The organism is Streptomyces capitiformicae, from assembly GCF_002214185.1.
Classification (GTDB): domain Bacteria; phylum Actinomycetota; class Actinomycetes; order Streptomycetales; family Streptomycetaceae; genus Streptomyces; species Streptomyces capitiformicae.
Map to the genome: position 1 here is coordinate 10,104,468 of NZ_CP022161.1, position 18,592 is coordinate 10,123,059.

Below are 18,592 nucleotides of genomic sequence, written 5' to 3' on the forward strand. Positions count from 1 at the left end.
GGGAAACCGTTGGCACCGGCTCAAGGATGTGGCGTTGGTGGCTGAAAACGGCAGGACTTCGGACGAGAAGATGGACGAGAAGTACGTCGAGTACCTCAAGCGGCTGACCGCCGAGCTGCGACAGACGCGTCGACAGCTGCACGAGGCGGAGTCCAGGGACCGGGAACCCATCGCGATCGTGGCGATGAGCTGCCGCTACCCCGGCGGAGTGAGCAGCCCCGAGGAGCTGTGGGACCTCGTCGCCGCGAGCGGGGACGCCGTCTCGGACTTCCCCGTCGACCGCGGCTGGGACACCTGGGGCGACCACGACTCCGACCCGGGCCCCGACAAGGCGGGCACCTTCTTCGCCCGGGCCGGCGGCTTCCTGCACGAGGCGTCCCGCTTCGACGCCGACTTCTTCGGGATCTCCCCGCGCGAAGCGCTGGCCATGGACCCGCAGCAGCGGCTGCTGCTGGAGATCGCCTGGGAGGCCTTCGAACGGGCCGGGATCGACCCCGGGTCGGTGCGCGGCAGCAGCACCGGCGTCTTCGTCGGCGCCGCGACCTCCGGCTACGGCTCCGGCGTGACCGAGTTCCCCGAGGGTGTGCACGGGCTGCTGCTCGCGGGCAACGCCACCTCCGTCGCCTCCGGCCGCATCGCCTACACCCTCGGTCTGGAAGGGCCCACCGTCACCGTCGACACGGCGTGCTCCTCGTCGCTGGTCGCCCTGCACTGGGCGTGCCAGGCGCTGCGTCGCGGCGAGTGCGACATGGCGCTCGCGGGCGGGGTCGCCGTCATGGCCACCCCGGCGATGTTCCACGAGTTCAGCCGCCAGCGTGGCCTGGCCGCCGACGGCCGCTGCAAGGCGTTCTCCGACGACGCCGACGGCACCGGCTGGGCCGAGGGCGCCGGTCTGCTGCTGGTCGAGCGGCTCTCCGACGCCCGCCGCCACGGCCACCCCGTACTCGCCGTGGTCCGCGGCACCGCCATCAACTCCGACGGCGCCTCCAACGGCCTCACCGCCCCCAACGGGCCCGCCCAACAGCGCGTCATCCGCGCCGCCCTCGCGGGCGCCGGCCTGAACCACGACGACGTGGACGCCGTCGACGCGCACGGTACGGGTACCTCGCTGGGCGACCCGATCGAGGCGCAGGCCCTCATCGCGACATACGGCCAGGAGCGCGCACACCCGCTGTGGCTCGGCTCGTTGAAGTCCAACATCGGCCACACCCAGTCGGCCGCCGGTGTCGGCAGCATCATCAAGATGGTCGAGGCGATGCGGCACGGCGTACTGCCCCGCACCCTCCACATCTCCGAGCCGTCCCGGCACATCGACTGGGCGGCCGGCGCGGTACGGCTGCTCACCGACCCCGTCGACTGGCCCGACATGGGCCGCCCGCGCCGCGCGGGCGTGTCGTCGTTCGGCATCAGCGGCACCAACGCGCACGCCGTCATCGAACAGGCCCCCGAGCCCGAGCCCGAGGCCGCCGACACCGACACCGACGTCGCCGCCCTCAGGACGCCACCCGTCATACCGTGGCCGCTCTCCGCCCGCAGCGAGGACGTCCTCGCGACCCAGGCCGCCCGGCTCCTCGAAAGACTTCGGCAGCAGCCCGAGCCGCCGCGCCCGGTGGACGTCGGTCTCGCGCTCGCCACCACCCGCGCCGCGCTGGAGCACCGGGCCGTCGTCGTCGCCTCCGACCACGACGGCGCGCTGACCGAACTGACCGCCCTCGCCGAGGGCACCCCGGGCGCCGCCACCGTCCTCGGCCGTGCCACACGCGGCGCCACCGCGTTCCTGTTCGCCGGGCAGGGAGCCCAACGGCTCGGCATGGGACGGGAGTTGCACGAGGCGTACCCGGTGTTCGCCGAGGCCTTCGACGCGGCGTGTGCCCAGTTCGACACCGAACTTCCGCGCCCGTTGCGCGAGGTGGTCTTCGGTGACGACGCGGACCTGCTGAACCGCACCGAGTACGCGCAGCCCGCCCTCTTCGCCCTCGAAGTCGCCCTGTTCCGGCTGCTGGAGGCGTGGGGGATCACCCCCAAGTACCTGCTGGGCCACTCCGTCGGCGAACTGGCCGCCGCCCATGTCGCCGGTGTGTGGTCGCTGGCCGACGCCTGCCGGCTCGTCGTGGCGCGCGGCCGGCTGATGCAGGCGCTGCCGTCCGGCGGGGCGATGGCCGCCGTGCAGGCCACCGAGGAGGAGGTGCTGCCCCTGCTGAACGACCGGGTCGGTATCGCCGCCGTCAACGGCCCCCGCGCGGTGGTGATCTCCGGCGTCGCCGAGGCCGTCGAGGAGACGGCCGCGTACTTCCGTGCCCAGGGCCGCAGGACCACCGCCCTGCGGGTCAGCCACGCCTTCCACTCCCCGCTGATGGAGCCGATGCTGGCCGACTTCCGGGCCGTCGCCGAGGCCGTCACCTACCACCCGCCCCGGCTGACGATCGTCTCCGACGTGACCGGCACCACCGCCACCCCGGCCGAGCTGTGCTCGCCCGACTACTGGGTCCGGCACGTGCGCGAGCCCGTCCGGTTCGCCGACGGCATACGGCTGTTGGACAAGCGCCGGGTCGTACGGTTCGTCGAGCTGGGCCCCGACGGCACCCTCACCGCGCTCGCGCAGGGCTGCCTGGACGGCGAAGGCAGCGGCGACGGCCGACTGCTTGTTCCCGCCCTGCGCAAGGACCGGCCCGAGCCCGCCGCGCTGACGGCCGCGCTCGCCGCCGTCTTCGCCCACGGCGCGCCGGTCGACTGGCCGGCGGTCTTCGCGGGCACCGGCGCCCGGCCGGTGGAGCTGCCGACGTACGGCTTCCGCCGCGAGCGGTACTGGCTGGAGCCGACCCCGGCCGCCCCGAGCACCCCGGACCAGGCCCCCGGCACGGACGCGGCCTTCTGGTCGGCCGTCGAGGAAGAGGACATCGCCGCCCTCGCCGACACCCTCGACGTGGACGAAGGACTCGTCCGCCCGCTGCTGTCCCCGCTGTCCTCGTGGTGGCGCGGGCGCCGCGAGAGCGCCCGGGTGGACCGGCTGCGCTACCGGGTCGGCTGGCAGCCCTTCGACCCCGCCACCGGCACCCCGCTCACCGGCCGCTGGCTGCTCGCCGTCCCCGACACCGGCCACCCCGACCTGCCCACGATCACCGAGGCCCTGGCGGCACGCGGCGCCGAGCCAGTGCCGTGGGAGTACACGCCGGACGCGGAACGCGCCGACCTGGCCGCCCGGATACCCGGCGACCTCGACGACCTCGCAGGCGTCCTCGTCCTGCCCGGGTCTCAGGCAGCGGACGACTCGGGGAACACGGACCCGGCCGACGTCCTGTTCCGCACCGTACGGCTCCTGCAGGCGCTCGGCGACGCGCAGGTCACCGCCCCGGTGTGGCTGGCCACCAAGGGCGCGGTGGCGGCCGCCCGTTCCGACGCCGCGCCGGACCCCGTGCGGGCCGCGCTGTGGGGGCTGGGCCGGGTGGCCGCGCTGGAACTGCCCGACCGCTGGGGCGGACTCGTCGACCTGCCGGCGGTGCTCGACCGCCGGGCGGCACAGCGGCTCGCCGAGGTGCTGGCCCAGACCGGCACGGAGGACCAGACGGCGGTACGCGCGTCAGGTGTCTTCGCCCGCCGCCTGACGCGCGTCCAGGACACGCCCATCCAGGAAGCGGGCGCCGCCCGGACCGACGGCACCGGCTGGCGCCCCCGCGGCACCGTCCTGATCACCGGCGGCACCGGCGCGCTCGGCGCCCGGGTCGCCCGCTGGGCCGCCGAACAGGGCGCCGAGCACCTGGTCCTGACCGGCCGCCGGGGACCCGACGCCCCCGGTGCGGCCGAACTGGCAGAGCAACTCACCGCCCTGGGCGCCCGGGTGACCGTCGAGGCGTGCGACGTGGCCGACCGGGCCGCCGTCGAACGGCTGCTGTCCCGGCACACCGTCGACGCCGTCGTCCACGCGGCGGGCGTCGCCGACACACTGCCGCTGACCGACCTGGACGCCGACCGCTTCCGGTGGGTGTTCGCCGTCAAGGCGCACGGCGCGGCCCACCTCGACGCCGTACTGCGCGAGCAGGGCGACCGGCCGCTGGACGCGTTCGTGCTGTTCTCCTCCATCGCCGGCGTGTGGGGGAGCGGCGGCCAGAGCGCCTACGCCGCCGCCAACGCCCACCTCGACGGCCTGGCCGAACAGCGACGCGCCCGTGGCGCCACCGCCACCTCCCTCGCCTGGGGACCCTGGGGGCAGGGCGGCATGGTCGCCGAGGACGGGGCGGAGGAGTACCTGCGCCGGCGCGGACTCACCGTCCTCGACCCCGACCTCGCGCTGGCCGCACTCCACCGGCTCCTGGCGGAGAACGCCACCGGGCAGGTCGTCGCCGACGTCGACTGGTCCCGGTTCGCCCCCGGCTTCACCAGCACCCGTCCCAGCCCTCTCCTCACCGCACTGCCCGAAGCACAGGACGCGCTGCGCGACGAGCGGCCCACGACGGACGACGCCCACGGCGCATCGGCGTCGGCCCTGCGCGCCCGCCTCGCACCGCTGCCCGCCGCCGAACGCACCCGTGCCCTGCTGGACCTGATCCGCACCCACTCCGCCGCCGTCCTCGGCCACGCCGACGCCGGACTGCTGGACACCCGGCGCGCCTTCCGCGACTCCGGCTTCGACTCCCTCACCGCCGTCGAACTGCGTAACCGCCTCACCGCCGAGACCGGCCTCGCGCTGCCCGCCACCCTGGTCTTCGACCAGCCGTCGCCGCAGACCCTCGCCGGGCACATCGACGAGCAGCTGTTCGGCGGCACCGAGGCCGCGTCGGCGACCACCACAGCGCTGGTGGGGAGCGACGACGAGCGGATCGCGATCGTGGCGATCGGCTGCCGGTACCCCGGCGGAGTACGCGGCCCGGAGGAGTTCTGGCGGCTGCTCGCCGACGGCGTCGACGCGATCGGCGCCCCGCCCGCGGACCGCGGCTGGCAGGCGGACGGCGTCGAGGGCGGATTCCTGTACGACGCGGCCGAGTTCGACGCCGACTTCTTCGGGATCTCGCCCCGCGAGGCCCTGGCGATGGACCCGCAGCAGCGGCTGCTCCTCGAGATCTCCTGGGAGGCCCTGGAACGCGCGGCCATCGACCCGCGCACCCTCCACGGCTCACGCACGGGCGTCTTCGTCGGCGCCGGCGACCAGGGCTACGGCGGGATCGCCCGCGCCCTCGCCGACGACTCGCAGGGCCAGATCCTCACCGGCAACGCGGTCAGCGTCGCCTCCGGCCGGATCGCCTACACCCTCGGCCTGGAAGGCCCGGCCGTCACCCTCGACACCGCCTGCTCGTCCTCCCTGGTGGCCCTGCACTGGGCGGCACAAGCCCTCCGCAACGGGGAGTGCGATCTGGCGCTGGCCGGCGGTGTGACGGTGATGGCGACGCCGGTCGGGTTCGCCGAGTTCGACCGGCACGGCGGGCTCGCCGGGGACCACCGCTGCAAGGCCTTCTCGGACGACGCCGACGGCACCGTATGGGGCGAGGGCGGCGGCGTCCTCCTCCTCGAACGGCTCTCCGACGCCCGCCGCAACGGCCACCCGGTGCTCGCCGTCGTCCGCGGCAGCGCCGTCAACTCCGACGGCGCCAGCAACGGCCTCACCGCGCCCAACGGCCCCGCCCAGCAACGGGTCATCCGGGCCGCGCTCGCGGCGGGCGGGCTCACGCCGGCCGACGTCGACGCGGTCGAGGCCCACGGCACCGGCACCCGACTGGGCGACCCGATCGAGGCCCAGGCACTGCTCGCCACATACGGGCAGGACCGGCCCGGCGACCGGCCGCTGCGGCTCGGCTCTGCCAAGTCGAACATCGGGCACACGCAGGCCGCCTCCGGCGTCGCCGGCGTCATCAAGATGGTGCTCGCCATGCGGTACGGCGTCCTGCCGCGCACCCTCCACGTGACCGAGCCGTCCTCGCACGTCGACTGGACCGCCGGGGCGGTGGAACTCCTCACGGACCACGCCGACTGGCCCCGTACCGAGGGCAGGACGCGTCGCGCGGGAGTGTCGTCGTTCGGCATCAGCGGCACCAACGCGCATGTCGTACTGGAGGAAGCGGACCCCGACCCCACGGTGGCGTGTACACCGGCCGGGGGACCCGTCGCCTGGCCGCTCAGCGGACGGTCGGCCGGCGCGCTGCGGGAACAGGCCGAACGGCTGCGGGCCCATCTGGCCTCCCGCCCCGAACCGACGCCGGCCGAGGTGGCGCACTCGCTGGCCACGAGCCGCGCGGCGTTCGAGCACCGGGCCGTGGTGGTCGGTGCGGACCGCGAGGAACTGCTGGCCGGGCTCGCCGCCCTCGGCGACGACGAGGACACCGCCGGCGTGGTGCGCGGCCGGACCGGGCCGACCGGCCGTACCGCCTTCCTGTTCAGCGGGCAGGGCTCGCAACGGCCCGGCATGGGCCGGGACCTCCTCGACCGGTTCCCGGTGTACGCCGACGCCTTCCACCGGATCTGCGACGCCTTCGCCCCCCACCTCGACCGGCCGCTGGCCGACGTGGTCCTGGCCGCGGAGGGCACCGAAGAGGCCGTACTCCTCGACCGCACCGCCTACACCCAGCCCGCGCTGTTCGCCGTGCACGTGGCCCTGTTCGAGCTGGTGCGCTCGTGGGGCGTGACCCCGGACCTGCTGATGGGGCACTCCATCGGCGAGCTGTCCGCCGCGTACGTCTCCGGTGTGCTGTCCCTGGACGACGCCGCCGCGCTGGTTGCCGCCCGGGGCCGCCTGATGGGGGCACTGCCCGAGGGTGGGGCGATGGTCGCGGTGCAGGCCGCGGAGGACGAGGTGGCGCCCCTGCTGGGCGACCAGGTCGGAATCGCCGCCGTCAACGGGCCCGCCTCGGTCGTGGTCTCCGGGGACGAGTCGGCCGTCGCGGACATCGCCGGGCATTTCGCCGCGCTGGGCCGAAAGACTAGGCGTTTGCCGGTCAGCCATGCATTTCACTCAGCGCATATGGACGCGATGCTCACCGAGTTCGAAGAAGTCGCGCGCGGCGTGCGGTACGCCGCGCCCGCGATCCCGATCGTCTCCAACGTGACCGGGCAGCAGGCCTCGGACGCCGAACTCACGGCCCCCGAGCACTGGGTACGGCACGTCCGGCAGACCGTGCGCTTCACCGAAGGAGTTCGCGCGCTACGGAACGACGGCGTCGGCACCTTCGTCGAACTCGGCCCGGACGGCTCCCTCACCGCGATGACCCTCGACAGCCTCGGCGAGCCCGACCAGGACGCCCCGTCGCGGTCCGCCGAGTCGCCCGTCGCGGTCCCCGTGCTGCGCCGGGGCCGCCCCGAGCCGGTCGCCGCCCTGCTGGCCGCCGCCGCCCTGCACGTACGCGGGCTCGCCGACGCGCCGACCGGGCTCAACGGCCCGGCCCGCACAGTGGAGTTGCCGACGTATGCCTTCCAGCGCGGCCACTACTGGCCGACCGGAGCGGGCGAGGCGCTCGGCGAACGCGCCCAGGTGGCCGACGAGATCGACGCGGAGTTCTGGGCCGCCGTCGAGCGCGGTGACCTCGGCGGGCTGACCGACCGCCCCGACCTCGGCGACGACACCCCGCTCGGTGAACTGCTGCCCGCGCTGGCCTCCTGGCGGCACCGCCGCCGCGAGGCGTCCACGCTGGACTCCCTTGAGTACACAGTGGTGTGGCGGCCGGTGCCGGACGGCCCGCCGCCGCTGCTGTCCGGCAGCTGGCTCCTGGCCGTGCCCGCCTCCCTCGCCGACGACCCGTGGACGGACACGCTCACCGAGGGCCTGACCGCACACGGCGCGCGGATCGTGCCGCTGCCCGTCGACTGCTCCCTCACCGACCGGACCGCGCTCGCCGAGCAGCTGCGCAAGCTGCCCGAACGGGACGACCTGCGGGGCGTGCTGTCGCTGCTGGCGCTGGACGAGGAACCCGCCGGCGTCGACACGTCCGCCACCCCTGCCACCCCCGCCGGCCTGTCGGCGCTCCTCGCGCTCATCCAGGCTCTCGGCGACGCGGAGATCGGCGCCCCGCTGTGGTGCGCCACCTCCGGCGCCGTCGCCACCGGTGACCGGGAACAGATGACCTCGCCGACGCAGGCCGCCGCCTGGGGGCTCTGCCGCGTCGCCGCACTGGAGCATCCGCAGCGCTGGGGCGGACTCGTCGACCTCCCGGCCGACCTCGACGGCCGTACCGCCGAACGGCTCGCCGGGCTGCTGTCCGGCTCCACGGGGGAGGACCAGGTCGCCGTACGGGCCGCCGGAGTCCTCGCCCGCCGACTCGTGCGCGCCCGGCCCTCCGGGAGCGGCGAGCAGCCCGAGTGGAACTGCGCCGGCGAGACCGTGCTGATCACCGGCGGCACCGGCGCGCTCGGCGCCCGGGTCGCCCGCCGGCTCGCCGAACGCGGCGCCCGGCACCTCGTGCTGGCCGGCCGTCGCGGCCCGGACGCCGACGGCGCCGAGGCCCTGCGCGCCGAACTCCTCGCGGCCGGGGCCGAGGTGACCCTCGCCGCCTGCGACACCGCCGACCCGGACGCGCTGGCCGCACTGCTCGCCGACCATCCCGTCGACGCCGTGGTGCACGCCGCCGGGGTCCTGGACGACGGACTTCTGGAATCGCTCACGCCCGAGCGACTGGAAACGGTGCTGCGCCCCAAACTGGCCGCCGCCCACCACCTCGACCGGCTCACCCGCGACCGCACGCTCTCGGCGTTCGTCCTGTTCTCCTCCTTCGCCGGCACCATCGGCTCGGCGGGCCAGGGCAACTACGCCGCCGCCAACGCCTACCTCGACGCGCTCGCCGCCCGCCGCCGGGCCGAGGGACTGCCCGCCACCGCGGTGGCCTGGGGCCCGTGGGCCGGCGGGGGCATGGCGGCAGACGGGCCCGACTCCGAGGCCAGGATGCGGGCCGGCGGTGTCGTCCCCCTCGACCCGGACGCCGCGCTCCGCGCCCTCGACCGGGCGGTCGCCCGCCCCGACACGCAAGTGACGGTCGCCGAACTGGCCTGGGAGCGTTTCCTGCCCGGCTTCACCGCCGTACGGTCCGCCCCGCTGTTCGCCGAACTCCCCGAGGCACGGGCGCTGTCGCGCCGGACGCCGGAGCAGGACGGCGACGGCGATGCGGGTGGCGGTGCTCTGCGCGGCCGCCTCGCCGGGCTCGCCGAGGCAGAACAGGAGCGGCTGCTGGTTCAGTTGATCCGCGGCCATGTCGCCACCGTGCTCGGGCACGCCTCCGCCGACGCCATCGAGGCCGACCGCGCCTTCAGCGAACTCGGCTTCGACTCGCTGATGGCGGTGGAGCTGCGCAACCGGCTCGGAGTGGCGGCCGGACTGCACCTGCCCGCCACGCTCCTGTTCGACCAGCCCACACCACGCGTCCTCGCCCGCCACCTGCGGTCGCGGATCCTCACCGACGGCCAGGCGGGCACACCCGCCCTCGACGTGCTCTCCCAACTGGAAGCCGTGCTCGACGGGTTGTCCGAGGACGACACCCAGCGCGGCCGGATCATCTCCCGACTGGTGGCGCTGGCCGCCCACTGGGACGGCCGCGGCGAGCAGCCGACGAAACGCGACGGCGACGGCGACGGCGGAGCGGACGCGGACCTCAAGGAGCGGATCGACTCCGCCGGCGCGGACGAGATCTTCGCCCTGATCGACAACGACCTCGGCATCTCATGACCAGCGCCGCGCCGACCCACACCATCCACCTGACCTGTCCCACCGACACGACCTTCGGAGTTGGGGAGTACGCGTGAACGAGCAGGAAAAACTTCTCAGCTACCTCAAGAAGGTCACCGGCGATCTGCACGAGACCCGCAGACGGCTGCGCGAGGCGGAGTCGGCCCGCCGTGAACCGGTCGCCATCGTCGCGATGAGCTGCCGCTTCCCCGGCGGCGCGAACTCCCCCGAGGAGCTGTGGCGGTTGCTGAACGCCGGCGACGACGCCATCGTCGACTGGCCGGCCGACCGCGGCTGGAACCTCGCCGACCACTACGACCCCGAACCCGGCCGCCCCGGCCGGACGTACACCACGGCGGGCGGCGCGCTCGACGAGGCGGGCGCGTTCGACGCGGACTTCTTCGGGATCTCGCCGCGTGAGGCCATGGCGATGGACCCGCAGCAGCGGCTGCTGCTGGAGATCTCCTGGGAGGCGTTCGAACGCGCCGGCATCGACCCGGCCACCCTGCGCGGCTCCCGCACCGGTGTCTTCGCCGGCACCAACGGCCAGGACTACCCGGTGCTGTTGTTCGGCTCGCAGGAGTCCCTGGAGGGCCACGTGGGCACCGGCAACGCGGCGAGCGTCGTCTCCGGCCGCGTCTCCTACGCCCTCGGACTGGAGGGCCCGGCGGTCTCCGTCGACACCGCCTGCTCCTCCTCCCTGGTCGCCCTGCATCTGGCCGTACGGGCGCTGCGGGCGAGGGAGTGCGACCTGGCGCTCGCGGGCGGGGTCACCGTCATGTCGACGCCGGGGATCTTCCTGGAGTTCAGCCGCCAGCGGGGCCTCGCCCCCGACGGCCGCTGCAAGGCCTTCGCCGAGGCCGCCGACGGCACCGGCTGGGGCGAGGGCGCGGGCATGCTGCTGGTGGAGCGGCTGTCCGACGCCCGCCGCCTCGGGCACCCGGTGCTCGCCGTGGTCCGCGGCAGCGCGGTCAACCAGGATGGCGCCTCCAACGGACTGACCGCGCCCAACGGCCCCTCCCAGCAGCGCGTCATCTGGCAGGCCCTCTCCGACGCCCAGCTGTCCACGGCCGACGTCGACGCGGTCGAGGCCCACGGCACCGGCACCACCCTGGGCGACCCCATCGAGGCGCAGGCCCTCCTCGCCACATACGGGCAGGATCGCGAAGAGCCGCTGTGGCTCGGCTCGATCAAGTCCAACATCGGGCACACCCAGGCCGCCGCCGGGGTCGCCGGCGTCATGAAGATGGTCCTGGCCATGCGGCACGGCGTGCTGCCCCGCACCCTCCACGTCGACCGCCCGACCTCCCACGTCGACTGGACGGCGGGCCGCGTCGAACTCCTCACCGCACCCCGCCCCTGGCCCACCACCGACCGCCCCCGCGCGGCGGGCGTCTCCTCCTTCGGCGTCAGCGGCACCAACGCCCACGTCATCCTCGAACAGCCCGAGCCCGAGGACGTCTCAGAGCCCGAGCCCGAGCCCGAGGACGTCTCAGAGCCCGAGCCCCAGCTCAAGAACGCCCCGCTGCCGTACGTCCTCTCCGGGCGCGGCGCCGCCGCGCTGCGCGCCCAGGCCGCCGCGCTGCACGCACGGCTGCGCGAGGACGACGCGCCGGCCGCGCACGACGTGGCGTGGTCGCTGGCCGCGACGCGCTCCGCGTTCGAACACCGTGCCGTGCTGCTCGCCGACGACCCCGATGACCCTGACGACCGCGAGGAGGCGCTGCGCGGCCTGCGGTCGCTGGCGGCGGGCGCACCGGCGACGGGCCTGGTGCAGGGCGTCGCCGACGTGGACGGCCGTACCGTCTTCGTCTTCCCCGGTCAGGGCGCCCAGTGGTCCGGCATGGCCGTCGAACTCCTCGACACCGACCCGGAGTTCAGGGAGCACTTCACCGCCTGCGCGGCCGCCGTCGAGCGGTACGTCGACTGGTCCGTCGAGGCCGTGCTGCGCGGCGCCGAAGGGGCCCCCGGCTTCGACCGCGACGACGTCGTCCAGCCCGCGCTGTTCGTGACGATGGTGGCGCTGGCCCGGCTCTGGCAGTCCCGTGGTGTGCGGCCCGACGCCGTGGTCGGGCACAGCCAGGGCGAGATCGCCGCCGCCTGTGTGGCCGGCGGGCTCACCCTGGACGACGCGGCCCGCGTGGTCGTCCTGCGCGGCCGGGCCATCCTCGAACTCGCCGGACACGGCGGCCTGGCGTCCGTCCTGCTGCCCTTGGCGGAGGTCGAGGAGCGGCTGGCCCGCTGGGACGGGCGGATCACGGTCGCCGCCGTCAACGGCCCCGCCTCGGTGGTCGTCGCCGGTGATCCCGACGCCCTGGAGGAGCTGGTCGCCGCCCTCACCGCCGAGGGCGCACAGGCGCGCCGCATACCCGTCGACTACGCCTCCCACTCCGCTCATGTCGAGGCGATCCGCGACCGGCTCCTGACCGACCTGGCCCCCGTACGGCCGCAGGCGGGCACCGTGCCGTTCTTCTCCACCGTCACCTGCGACTGGCTCGACACCGAACGCCTCGACGCCGCCTACTGGTACGAGAACCTGCGCCTGCCCGTCCGCTTCGCCGACGCCGTACGCGCCCTCGCCGCCCAGGAGTTCCGGGCCTTCGTCGAGTCGAGCCCGCACCCCGTGCTCACCGCGGCCGTCCGCGACACCCTCGACGAACAGGGGCGCACCGGCACCGTCGTCACCGGCACACTGCGGCGCGACGACGGCGGACGGCGCCGCTTCCTGGCCTCCCTGGCCGAACTGCACGTACGCGGCGCCGTACACGTCGACTGGCCCGCCCTCATCGGCGCCGGCTCACGGGTCGACCTGCCGACCTACGCCTTCCAGCGCCGTACCTACTGGCCTACGCCCGCCGCGCACACTCCTGCCGCGAACCACTCCGGCACGGACCTCGACGCCCGCTTCTGGGAGTCCGTCGAGAACGGCGAGACCGGCCCGCTGGCCGCCGCCCTCCACCTCGACGAGGACACCCTCTCCACGGTCCTGCCCGCCCTGAGCGACTACCGCAGGCGCAGCAGGCAGAACGCCACCATCGACGGCTGGCGCTACCGCGTCGCCTGGAAGCCCCTGACCGCGCCCGGGGCGCCGGTGCTGAACGGCACCTGGCTCGTCGTCCGGCCGGCCACGCAGGACGAGCCGGCCACGCAGGACGAGCCGGCCACGGAGGACGACCTCACCACGGCGGTCGTCGACGCGCTCACCCGCGCCGGGGCCACCCCCGTCACCGTCACCGTGGGACCGCGGGACGACCGCGCCCGGATCGCCGAACTCCTCCGCGCCACCGGCGAGGACCAGCCGCAGGCCGTACTCTCCCTCCTCGCCCTCGACGACGAGGACCAGGACGGACTTTCCGGCCTGCCCCGCGGCTACGCCGCCACCGTCGCCCTCGTCCAGGCCCTCGACGACCTCGGCCTCGCCACACCCCTGTGGTTCGTCACCCGGGGCGCCGTCGCCACCGGCCGCCACGAGACCGTCGACGCGCCGCACCAGGCTCTCGTCTGGGGCTTCGGCCGGGTCGTCGCCGTCGAACAGCCCCAGCGCCACGGCGGCCTGATCGACCTGCCCGCCACTCTCGACCGGCCCACTGCCGAACGGCTCGTCGCCGCCCTCGCCGGCGTCGGTCACGAGGACCAGGTCGCCGTCCGCGCCTCCGGCCTCTTCGGGCGCCGCCTCCACCGCGCCGCGACCGGCGGCCTCGACACCCGACGCGACTGGGCGCCCACCGGGACGGTCCTCGTCACCGGCGCCACCGGCGGCATCGGCCGCCACGTCGCCCGGGACCTCGCCCGCCAGGGCGCCCCCGGCCTGCTGCTCGTCAGCCGCACCGGAGCCGACGCCCCCGGCGCCGCCGAACTCCGCACCGAGCTGACCGAACTCGGCGCCGGACACGTCGAGATCGCCGCCTGCGACATCGCCGACCGCGACCAACTCGCCGCCCTCCTCGCCACGATCCCCGCCGAACGCCCCCTCACCGCCGTCTTCCACACCGCCGCGGTCCTGCGCGACGGCGTCATCACCACCCTCACCCCCGACCAGCTCGCCGAGGTCCTGCGCGTCAAGGTCGGCGGCGCGCACAACCTCGACGCCCTCACCGCCGACCTCGACCTGTCCGCGTTCGTCCTCTTCTCCTCCACCTCCGGCACGTTCGGCGCCCCCGGCCAGGCCAACTACGCCCCCGGCAACGCCTACCTCGACGCCTTCGCCCAGCACCGCCGCGCCCGCGGCCTGCCCGCCACCGCCATCGCCTGGGGACCCTGGGCCGACGGCGGCATGGCCGAGGGTGCGATCGGCGAACGCTTCCAACGCCACGGCGTGCGCTCCATGAACCCCGCCCTGGCCCTCGGCGCCCTGCGCCAGGCCCTCGACCACGACGACACCACCCTCGCCGTCACCGAGATCGACTGGGAGCTCTTCGCCCACGCCGCCGCGGCGGCCGGCCCACGCCCCTTCCTCGACGACCTGCCCGACGCCCGCCAGGCCCTCGCCGCCGCTCGCCGCGGCACCGACGCCCAGCAGGCCCCGGAGGACGGCGGCTCCGAAACGGGCGCCCTCATGCGGCAGTTGGCCGCCCTCGACGGCCCGGAACAACAGGCCGCCTTCGAAGAACTCGTCCGCGCCCATGTCGCCGTCGTCCTCAACCACACCGGCCCGCAGGACGTCGAACCGACCCGCTCCTTCCGCGAACTCGGCTTCGACTCCCTCACCGCCGTCGAACTCCGCAACGCCCTCGGCACTGCCGTCGGCCGCTCGCTCCCCGCCACCCTCGTCTTCGACTACCCCACCCCCGCCGCCCTCGCCGAACACCTCCGCGCCGGCCTCGCCCCGGCCGAGCCCAGTACCCCCGCCGCCCTCCTCCCCGTCCCCCGCGCCACCGACGACGACCCGATCGTCATCACCGCGATGAGCTGCCGCTTCCCCGGCGGGGCCGACACCCCCGAGGCCTACTGGCGCCTCCTCGCCGACGGCACCGACGCCATCACCCCATGGCCCGACGACCGAGGCTGGGACCTCGACCGCCTCTACGACCCCGAGCCCGGCGTGGCCGGCCGCGCCAGCACCCGTGAGGGCGGGTTCCTGCGGAACGTGGCCGACTTCGACGCCGCCTTCTTCGGGATCTCGCCGCGTGAGGCCCTCGCCATGGACCCGCAGCAGCGGCTGCTGCTGGAACTGGCCTGGGAGACGTTCGAACGCGCCGGCATCGACCCGCTCTCGCTGCGCGGCTCCCGCACCGGCGTCTTCGCCGGCACCAACTACCAGGACTACGCCTCCCGCCCCCTCGACCCCACCATGGCCCAGGAGACCGCCGGCCACCTCGGCACCGGCAACTCCGCGAGCGTCATGTCCGGCCGCGTGTCGTACACCCTGGGCCTCGAAGGCCCGGCGGTGACGGTCGACACGGCCTGCTCGTCGGCGCTGGTGGCGCTGCACCTGGCCGTGCAGGCGGTACGAGCGGGGGAGTGCGACCTCGCGCTCGCCGGCGGCGTGACGGTCATGTCGACACCGGGCCTGTTCCTCGACTTCAGCCGACAGCGCGGCCTGGCGGCCGACGGCCGCTGCAAGGCGTTCTCGGACGCGGCGGACGGCGCCGGGTTCTCCGAGGGCGCGGGCCTGGTCATGGTCGAGCGGCTGTCCGACGCCCGGGCGTCCGGACGTACGGTCCTGGCGGTGGTGGCCGGCAGCGCCGTCAACCAGGACGGCGCGAGCAACGGCCTGACCGCCCCCAACGGCCCCTCCCAGCAGCGAGTGATCCGGCAGGCGCTCGCGGGAGCCGGTCTGTCGCCGACCGATGTCGACGCGGTCGAGGCGCACGGCACGGGCACGTCGCTGGGCGACCCGATCGAGGCGCAGGCCCTGCTCGCCACGTACGGCCAGGACCGCGAACAGCCCCTGTGGCTGGGGGCCGTGAAGTCGAACATCGGCCACACCCAGGCCGCCGCCGGGGCCGCCGGTGTCATCAAGATGGTCCTCGCCCTTCAGTACGGCGTGCTCCCGCGCACCCTGCACGCGGACGAACCTTCCTCCCACGTGGACTGGACGGCCGGCTCCGTGGCACTGCTGAAGGACAGCGCCGACTGGCCGCGCGTCGAGGGCAGGACGCGACGGGCCGGTGTGTCGTCGTTCGGTATCAGCGGCACCAACGCGCATGTGGTGCTGGAGGAGGCGCCGGTCCAGGAAGACCCGCCGCGTCCGTACACGTCGGCCGACGATGCTGTGGTGCCGTGGGTGGTGTCGGGCCGTACGGCCGCCGCGCTGCGGGCCCAGGCCGCGCGACTCGCGGAGTTCATGACCGGCGACGAGGCGTTGAACATCGCTGGTGTCGGTGGGGCTCTGGTCCGGTCGCGGTCGGTGTTCGATCACCGGGCCGTGGTGTGGGGCGCGGATCGTACGGAGCTGCTGAGCGCCCTGGAGGCGGTCGCTTCCGGTGAGGAGGCGGGCAATGCCGCGACCGGTATGGCCCGGCGTGACGTACGGACGGCGTTCTTGTTCGCGGGTCAGGGCTCCCAACGGCTCGGCATGGGACGGGAGTTGTACGAGACGTACCCGGTCTTCGCGGATGCCTTCGACGCGGCCTGTGCCCATCTCGACACCGAACTGCCGCGCCCGCTGCGGGAGGTGGTGTTCGGTGGGGACTGCGCTCCTGCAGCAGGGCGTCCAAGGGCACCAGCAGGTTCAGATCCACACCCATGGCGCCAAGCCTCCGCGACGACATCGTCTTTGTCCGGGTCAGCATAAGTGACCCCATGTTTCGGAAAGCCCAGGTGAACGGGGCCTCTCTGTGGGCGGGCGGCGCCTGCAACGCGGGTTTGCTCGGGGTGGACGCCGCCGACGCGACAGAGCGGGCCTGCATCGGGGAGAGGGCCTGCGAGGAGGCACCGGTCATCTGGGTGCGCGAAAGCCACGAAGTACGCCTGAGCCAGGATGCGCTTGTTGACCTCCTCCGCTACCTCCTGGCTTTCTTCCGGAGTCATCCGAAGATGAGAAGGCCTGGCAGAAAGGGGGTGGCTGAAGACGAGTAGGGTGCGCCGACCCACTCCGCTGATGGCTCCGACGGCAGCGCGACGAAGATCAAGAACGCCATGTTCGGGGTCGCGCCCGAGTTCGAGGTCGGCCGGACGACTGGCCGCTCGGATGCCTTTGGGCTGACGTATGAGGCATCGTACGGAGAGGCGGCCGAGTATGTCTTCAGCGGCGAGGAGGCCGAGGGAGCCGCTCAGGGCCGTGTCTGAGCCGGTCCTCGGGAGCGGGTGAGTCAGTCGGGGCCGCTCCAGTCGAAGGGGAAGTGCTTGCTCGACTTGCCGGAGCGGTCCCAGGAGAAGCCGAACGCGTCCGCGCGGTCAACGGTGGCCCGGCCCCACGTGGCGACCTGGCCCGGCCCGACCTCGGCGCCCGGGGCGTTGTGGACTTGGACGCGCGCGCCGTCGGGGGTGGTCGGGCCGGTGAGCGCCTCGGCGGCCGCCGAGACCCGCCCGGGGATCTCGGCCCGCCAGGTGGCGAGGTCCTCGTCCAGCTCGACGTGGATGGGTGCGACATCCATGCCGCGCATCTCGGGGTGGAACATCTCCCCGAACTGCGCCGGCCAGCCGCCCGCCTCACCGCCGAAGACGGTTCCGAGAGCACTGCGCTGCTGGTCATCGGCACGTTCGTCGAGGAAGAGCGCGGCGTACGGGTCGGTGTGCTCGCCGGCCCAGGCGTTGCCCGTGAAGGAGCCGAGCATCAGGACGTTGAGGCCGTCGAGCCGGACGTCGCCGTAGTTGCCCTCCCGGATGTGCCAGACCAGGACGCCTTCGCAGTCGCCGTAGGTCGGGGGCTGCGCGAAGGTGCACGGGCAGGGGATGGCGCACTTGCACACATCGAACCAGTCGCCGGCCAGATGCCAGCGCGTCGCAGTGGTGGCCTGTTCTGTCATCTCGCTTCCCTCCTGCCGAGCCCCAGGAAGGAGCTCACTAGGGGGAGACCGCGTGTGCCGAGCCCGGCCCCGGGATCGGGAGACGGTCTCTCTCCCAGCTTGCACCTCCCGTCCCCGGTGCGGAACCCGCCCCGGGGCGGGGGATCACATGTTCATCGACGGCATCGAGTCCTGCAGCCCCGGCAGCAGCCAGTCCTGGAAGGGCGCGAGCACGGCCAGAACCACGAATACGACGCCCACGGCACGGGCGAGCAGTGGGCCCCGGGACCACAGCTTCTCCACGAAGATCACCACGGCCAGCCCGGCCATCGCCGCCACGTTCATCACGCCCAACGGCACGAGGACGACCATCAGCCCGGCGCAGCAGCCGACGCAGTAGGCGCCATGGTGGAGGCCCACCCGCAGGTCGCGGGCCGGCCCTCGGAAGCCGGAGTAGTGCACCAGGTGGCCCAGGGGGTCGCGGCAGTGCCGCAGGCAGACGGACTTCAGGGGGCCCAGCTGGTAGAGGCCCGCGAGCAAGAAGGCGACCGAGCCGATCCAGCGACCGGCCGTGGGGTGATCGTCCACGAGGCTGCCGGTGAGGGCCAGGGCCGCGTAGACGAGCAGCCCGAACGCCGTCCACACCAGCAGATATCCGGCGACGAACTCGACGGTACGGGCGGTCCGGGCCCAGCCGGAGGACTGCCGGCCGATGCCCCGCACCCAGGTGATCGCCACCGGCGCCATGGACGGCAGCATCATCGCCGCCATCATCGTCACCCACAGCACCAGGAACAGCGGCAGCGCCATCCCCATCGTGCCGGGCTCGACCCCCATGCCCCGGGCCTGGCCGATCGTCAGCACCCAGGCGGGGACAGCGATCAGGACCACGAGGAACCAGGCGGCCGCGAGATCCCGCGTGGGGAGCAAACCCCCACCCGTTCCGGTCGGGGCGACCGACCGGAACGCTACGAGAGCGGAACTCCGGCTGTGACGCATCGGCGTGTTCTCCTGCGGCTCCTTCCAGGAGAGCATTTCCCCGCCTTCGGCGCGACCTGATGCGGGAGGT

General features: G+C 74.2%; 4 protein-coding genes and 1 pseudogene. 3 read left to right on the forward strand and 2 right to left on the reverse strand.

Going from position 1 to position 18,592, the window contains the following annotated elements:
- Positions 1–37 precede the first annotated feature (37 nt).
- The 3 genes and pseudogenes from CES90_RS45380 to CES90_RS45390 all read left to right on the forward strand — a co-directional run bounded on the left by CES90_RS45380 (position 38) and on the right by CES90_RS45390 (position 16,654).
- Complete coding sequence (locus tag CES90_RS45380) at positions 38–9,634, forward strand: type I polyketide synthase (protein ID WP_229914537.1); 9,597 nt, start codon at positions 38–40, stop codon at positions 9,632–9,634.
- Positions 9,635–9,707: 73 nt separating this feature from the next.
- Positions 9,708–16,286: pseudogene (locus CES90_RS45385) on the forward strand (type I polyketide synthase); the annotation flags it as partial.
- A 35-nt stretch (positions 16,287–16,321) separates the two neighbouring features.
- Positions 16,322–16,654 carry a hypothetical protein gene (locus CES90_RS45390; RefSeq protein ID WP_189788598.1) on the forward strand — a complete coding sequence of 111 codons (333 nt, stop codon included), beginning with the start codon at positions 16,322–16,324 and terminating at the stop codon, positions 16,652–16,654.
- Positions 16,655–16,887: 233 nt separating this feature from the next.
- Here CES90_RS45390 and CES90_RS45395 read toward each other — a convergent pair whose 3' ends face one another.
- Together CES90_RS45395 and CES90_RS45400 are read right to left on the reverse strand one after the other, a co-directional pair.
- Complete coding sequence (locus CES90_RS45395) at positions 16,888–17,544, reverse strand: DUF1326 domain-containing protein (RefSeq protein ID WP_189788597.1); 657 nt, start codon at positions 17,542–17,544, stop codon at positions 16,888–16,890.
- A 144-nt stretch (positions 17,545–17,688) separates the two neighbouring features.
- Positions 17,689–18,558, reverse strand: coding sequence for a DUF2182 domain-containing protein (locus CES90_RS45400; protein ID WP_232791384.1), 870 nt, complete (start codon positions 18,556–18,558; stop codon positions 17,689–17,691).
- Between the last annotated feature and the right edge of the window lie 34 nt (positions 18,559–18,592).

Bases quoted from the DNA above. Each gene is read 5' to 3' on its own strand.
- CES90_RS45395 (WP_189788597.1), bottom strand. From the start codon at position 17,544: ATGACAGAACAGGCCACCACTGCGACGCGCTGGCATCTGGCCGGCGAC.
- CES90_RS45390 (WP_189788598.1), top strand. From the start codon at position 16,322: ATGGCGCCAAGCCTCCGCGACGACATCGTCTTTGTCCGGGTCAGCATA.
- CES90_RS45400 (WP_232791384.1), bottom strand. From the start codon at position 18,558: ATGCTCTCCTGGAAGGAGCCGCAGGAGAACACGCCGATGCGTCACAGC.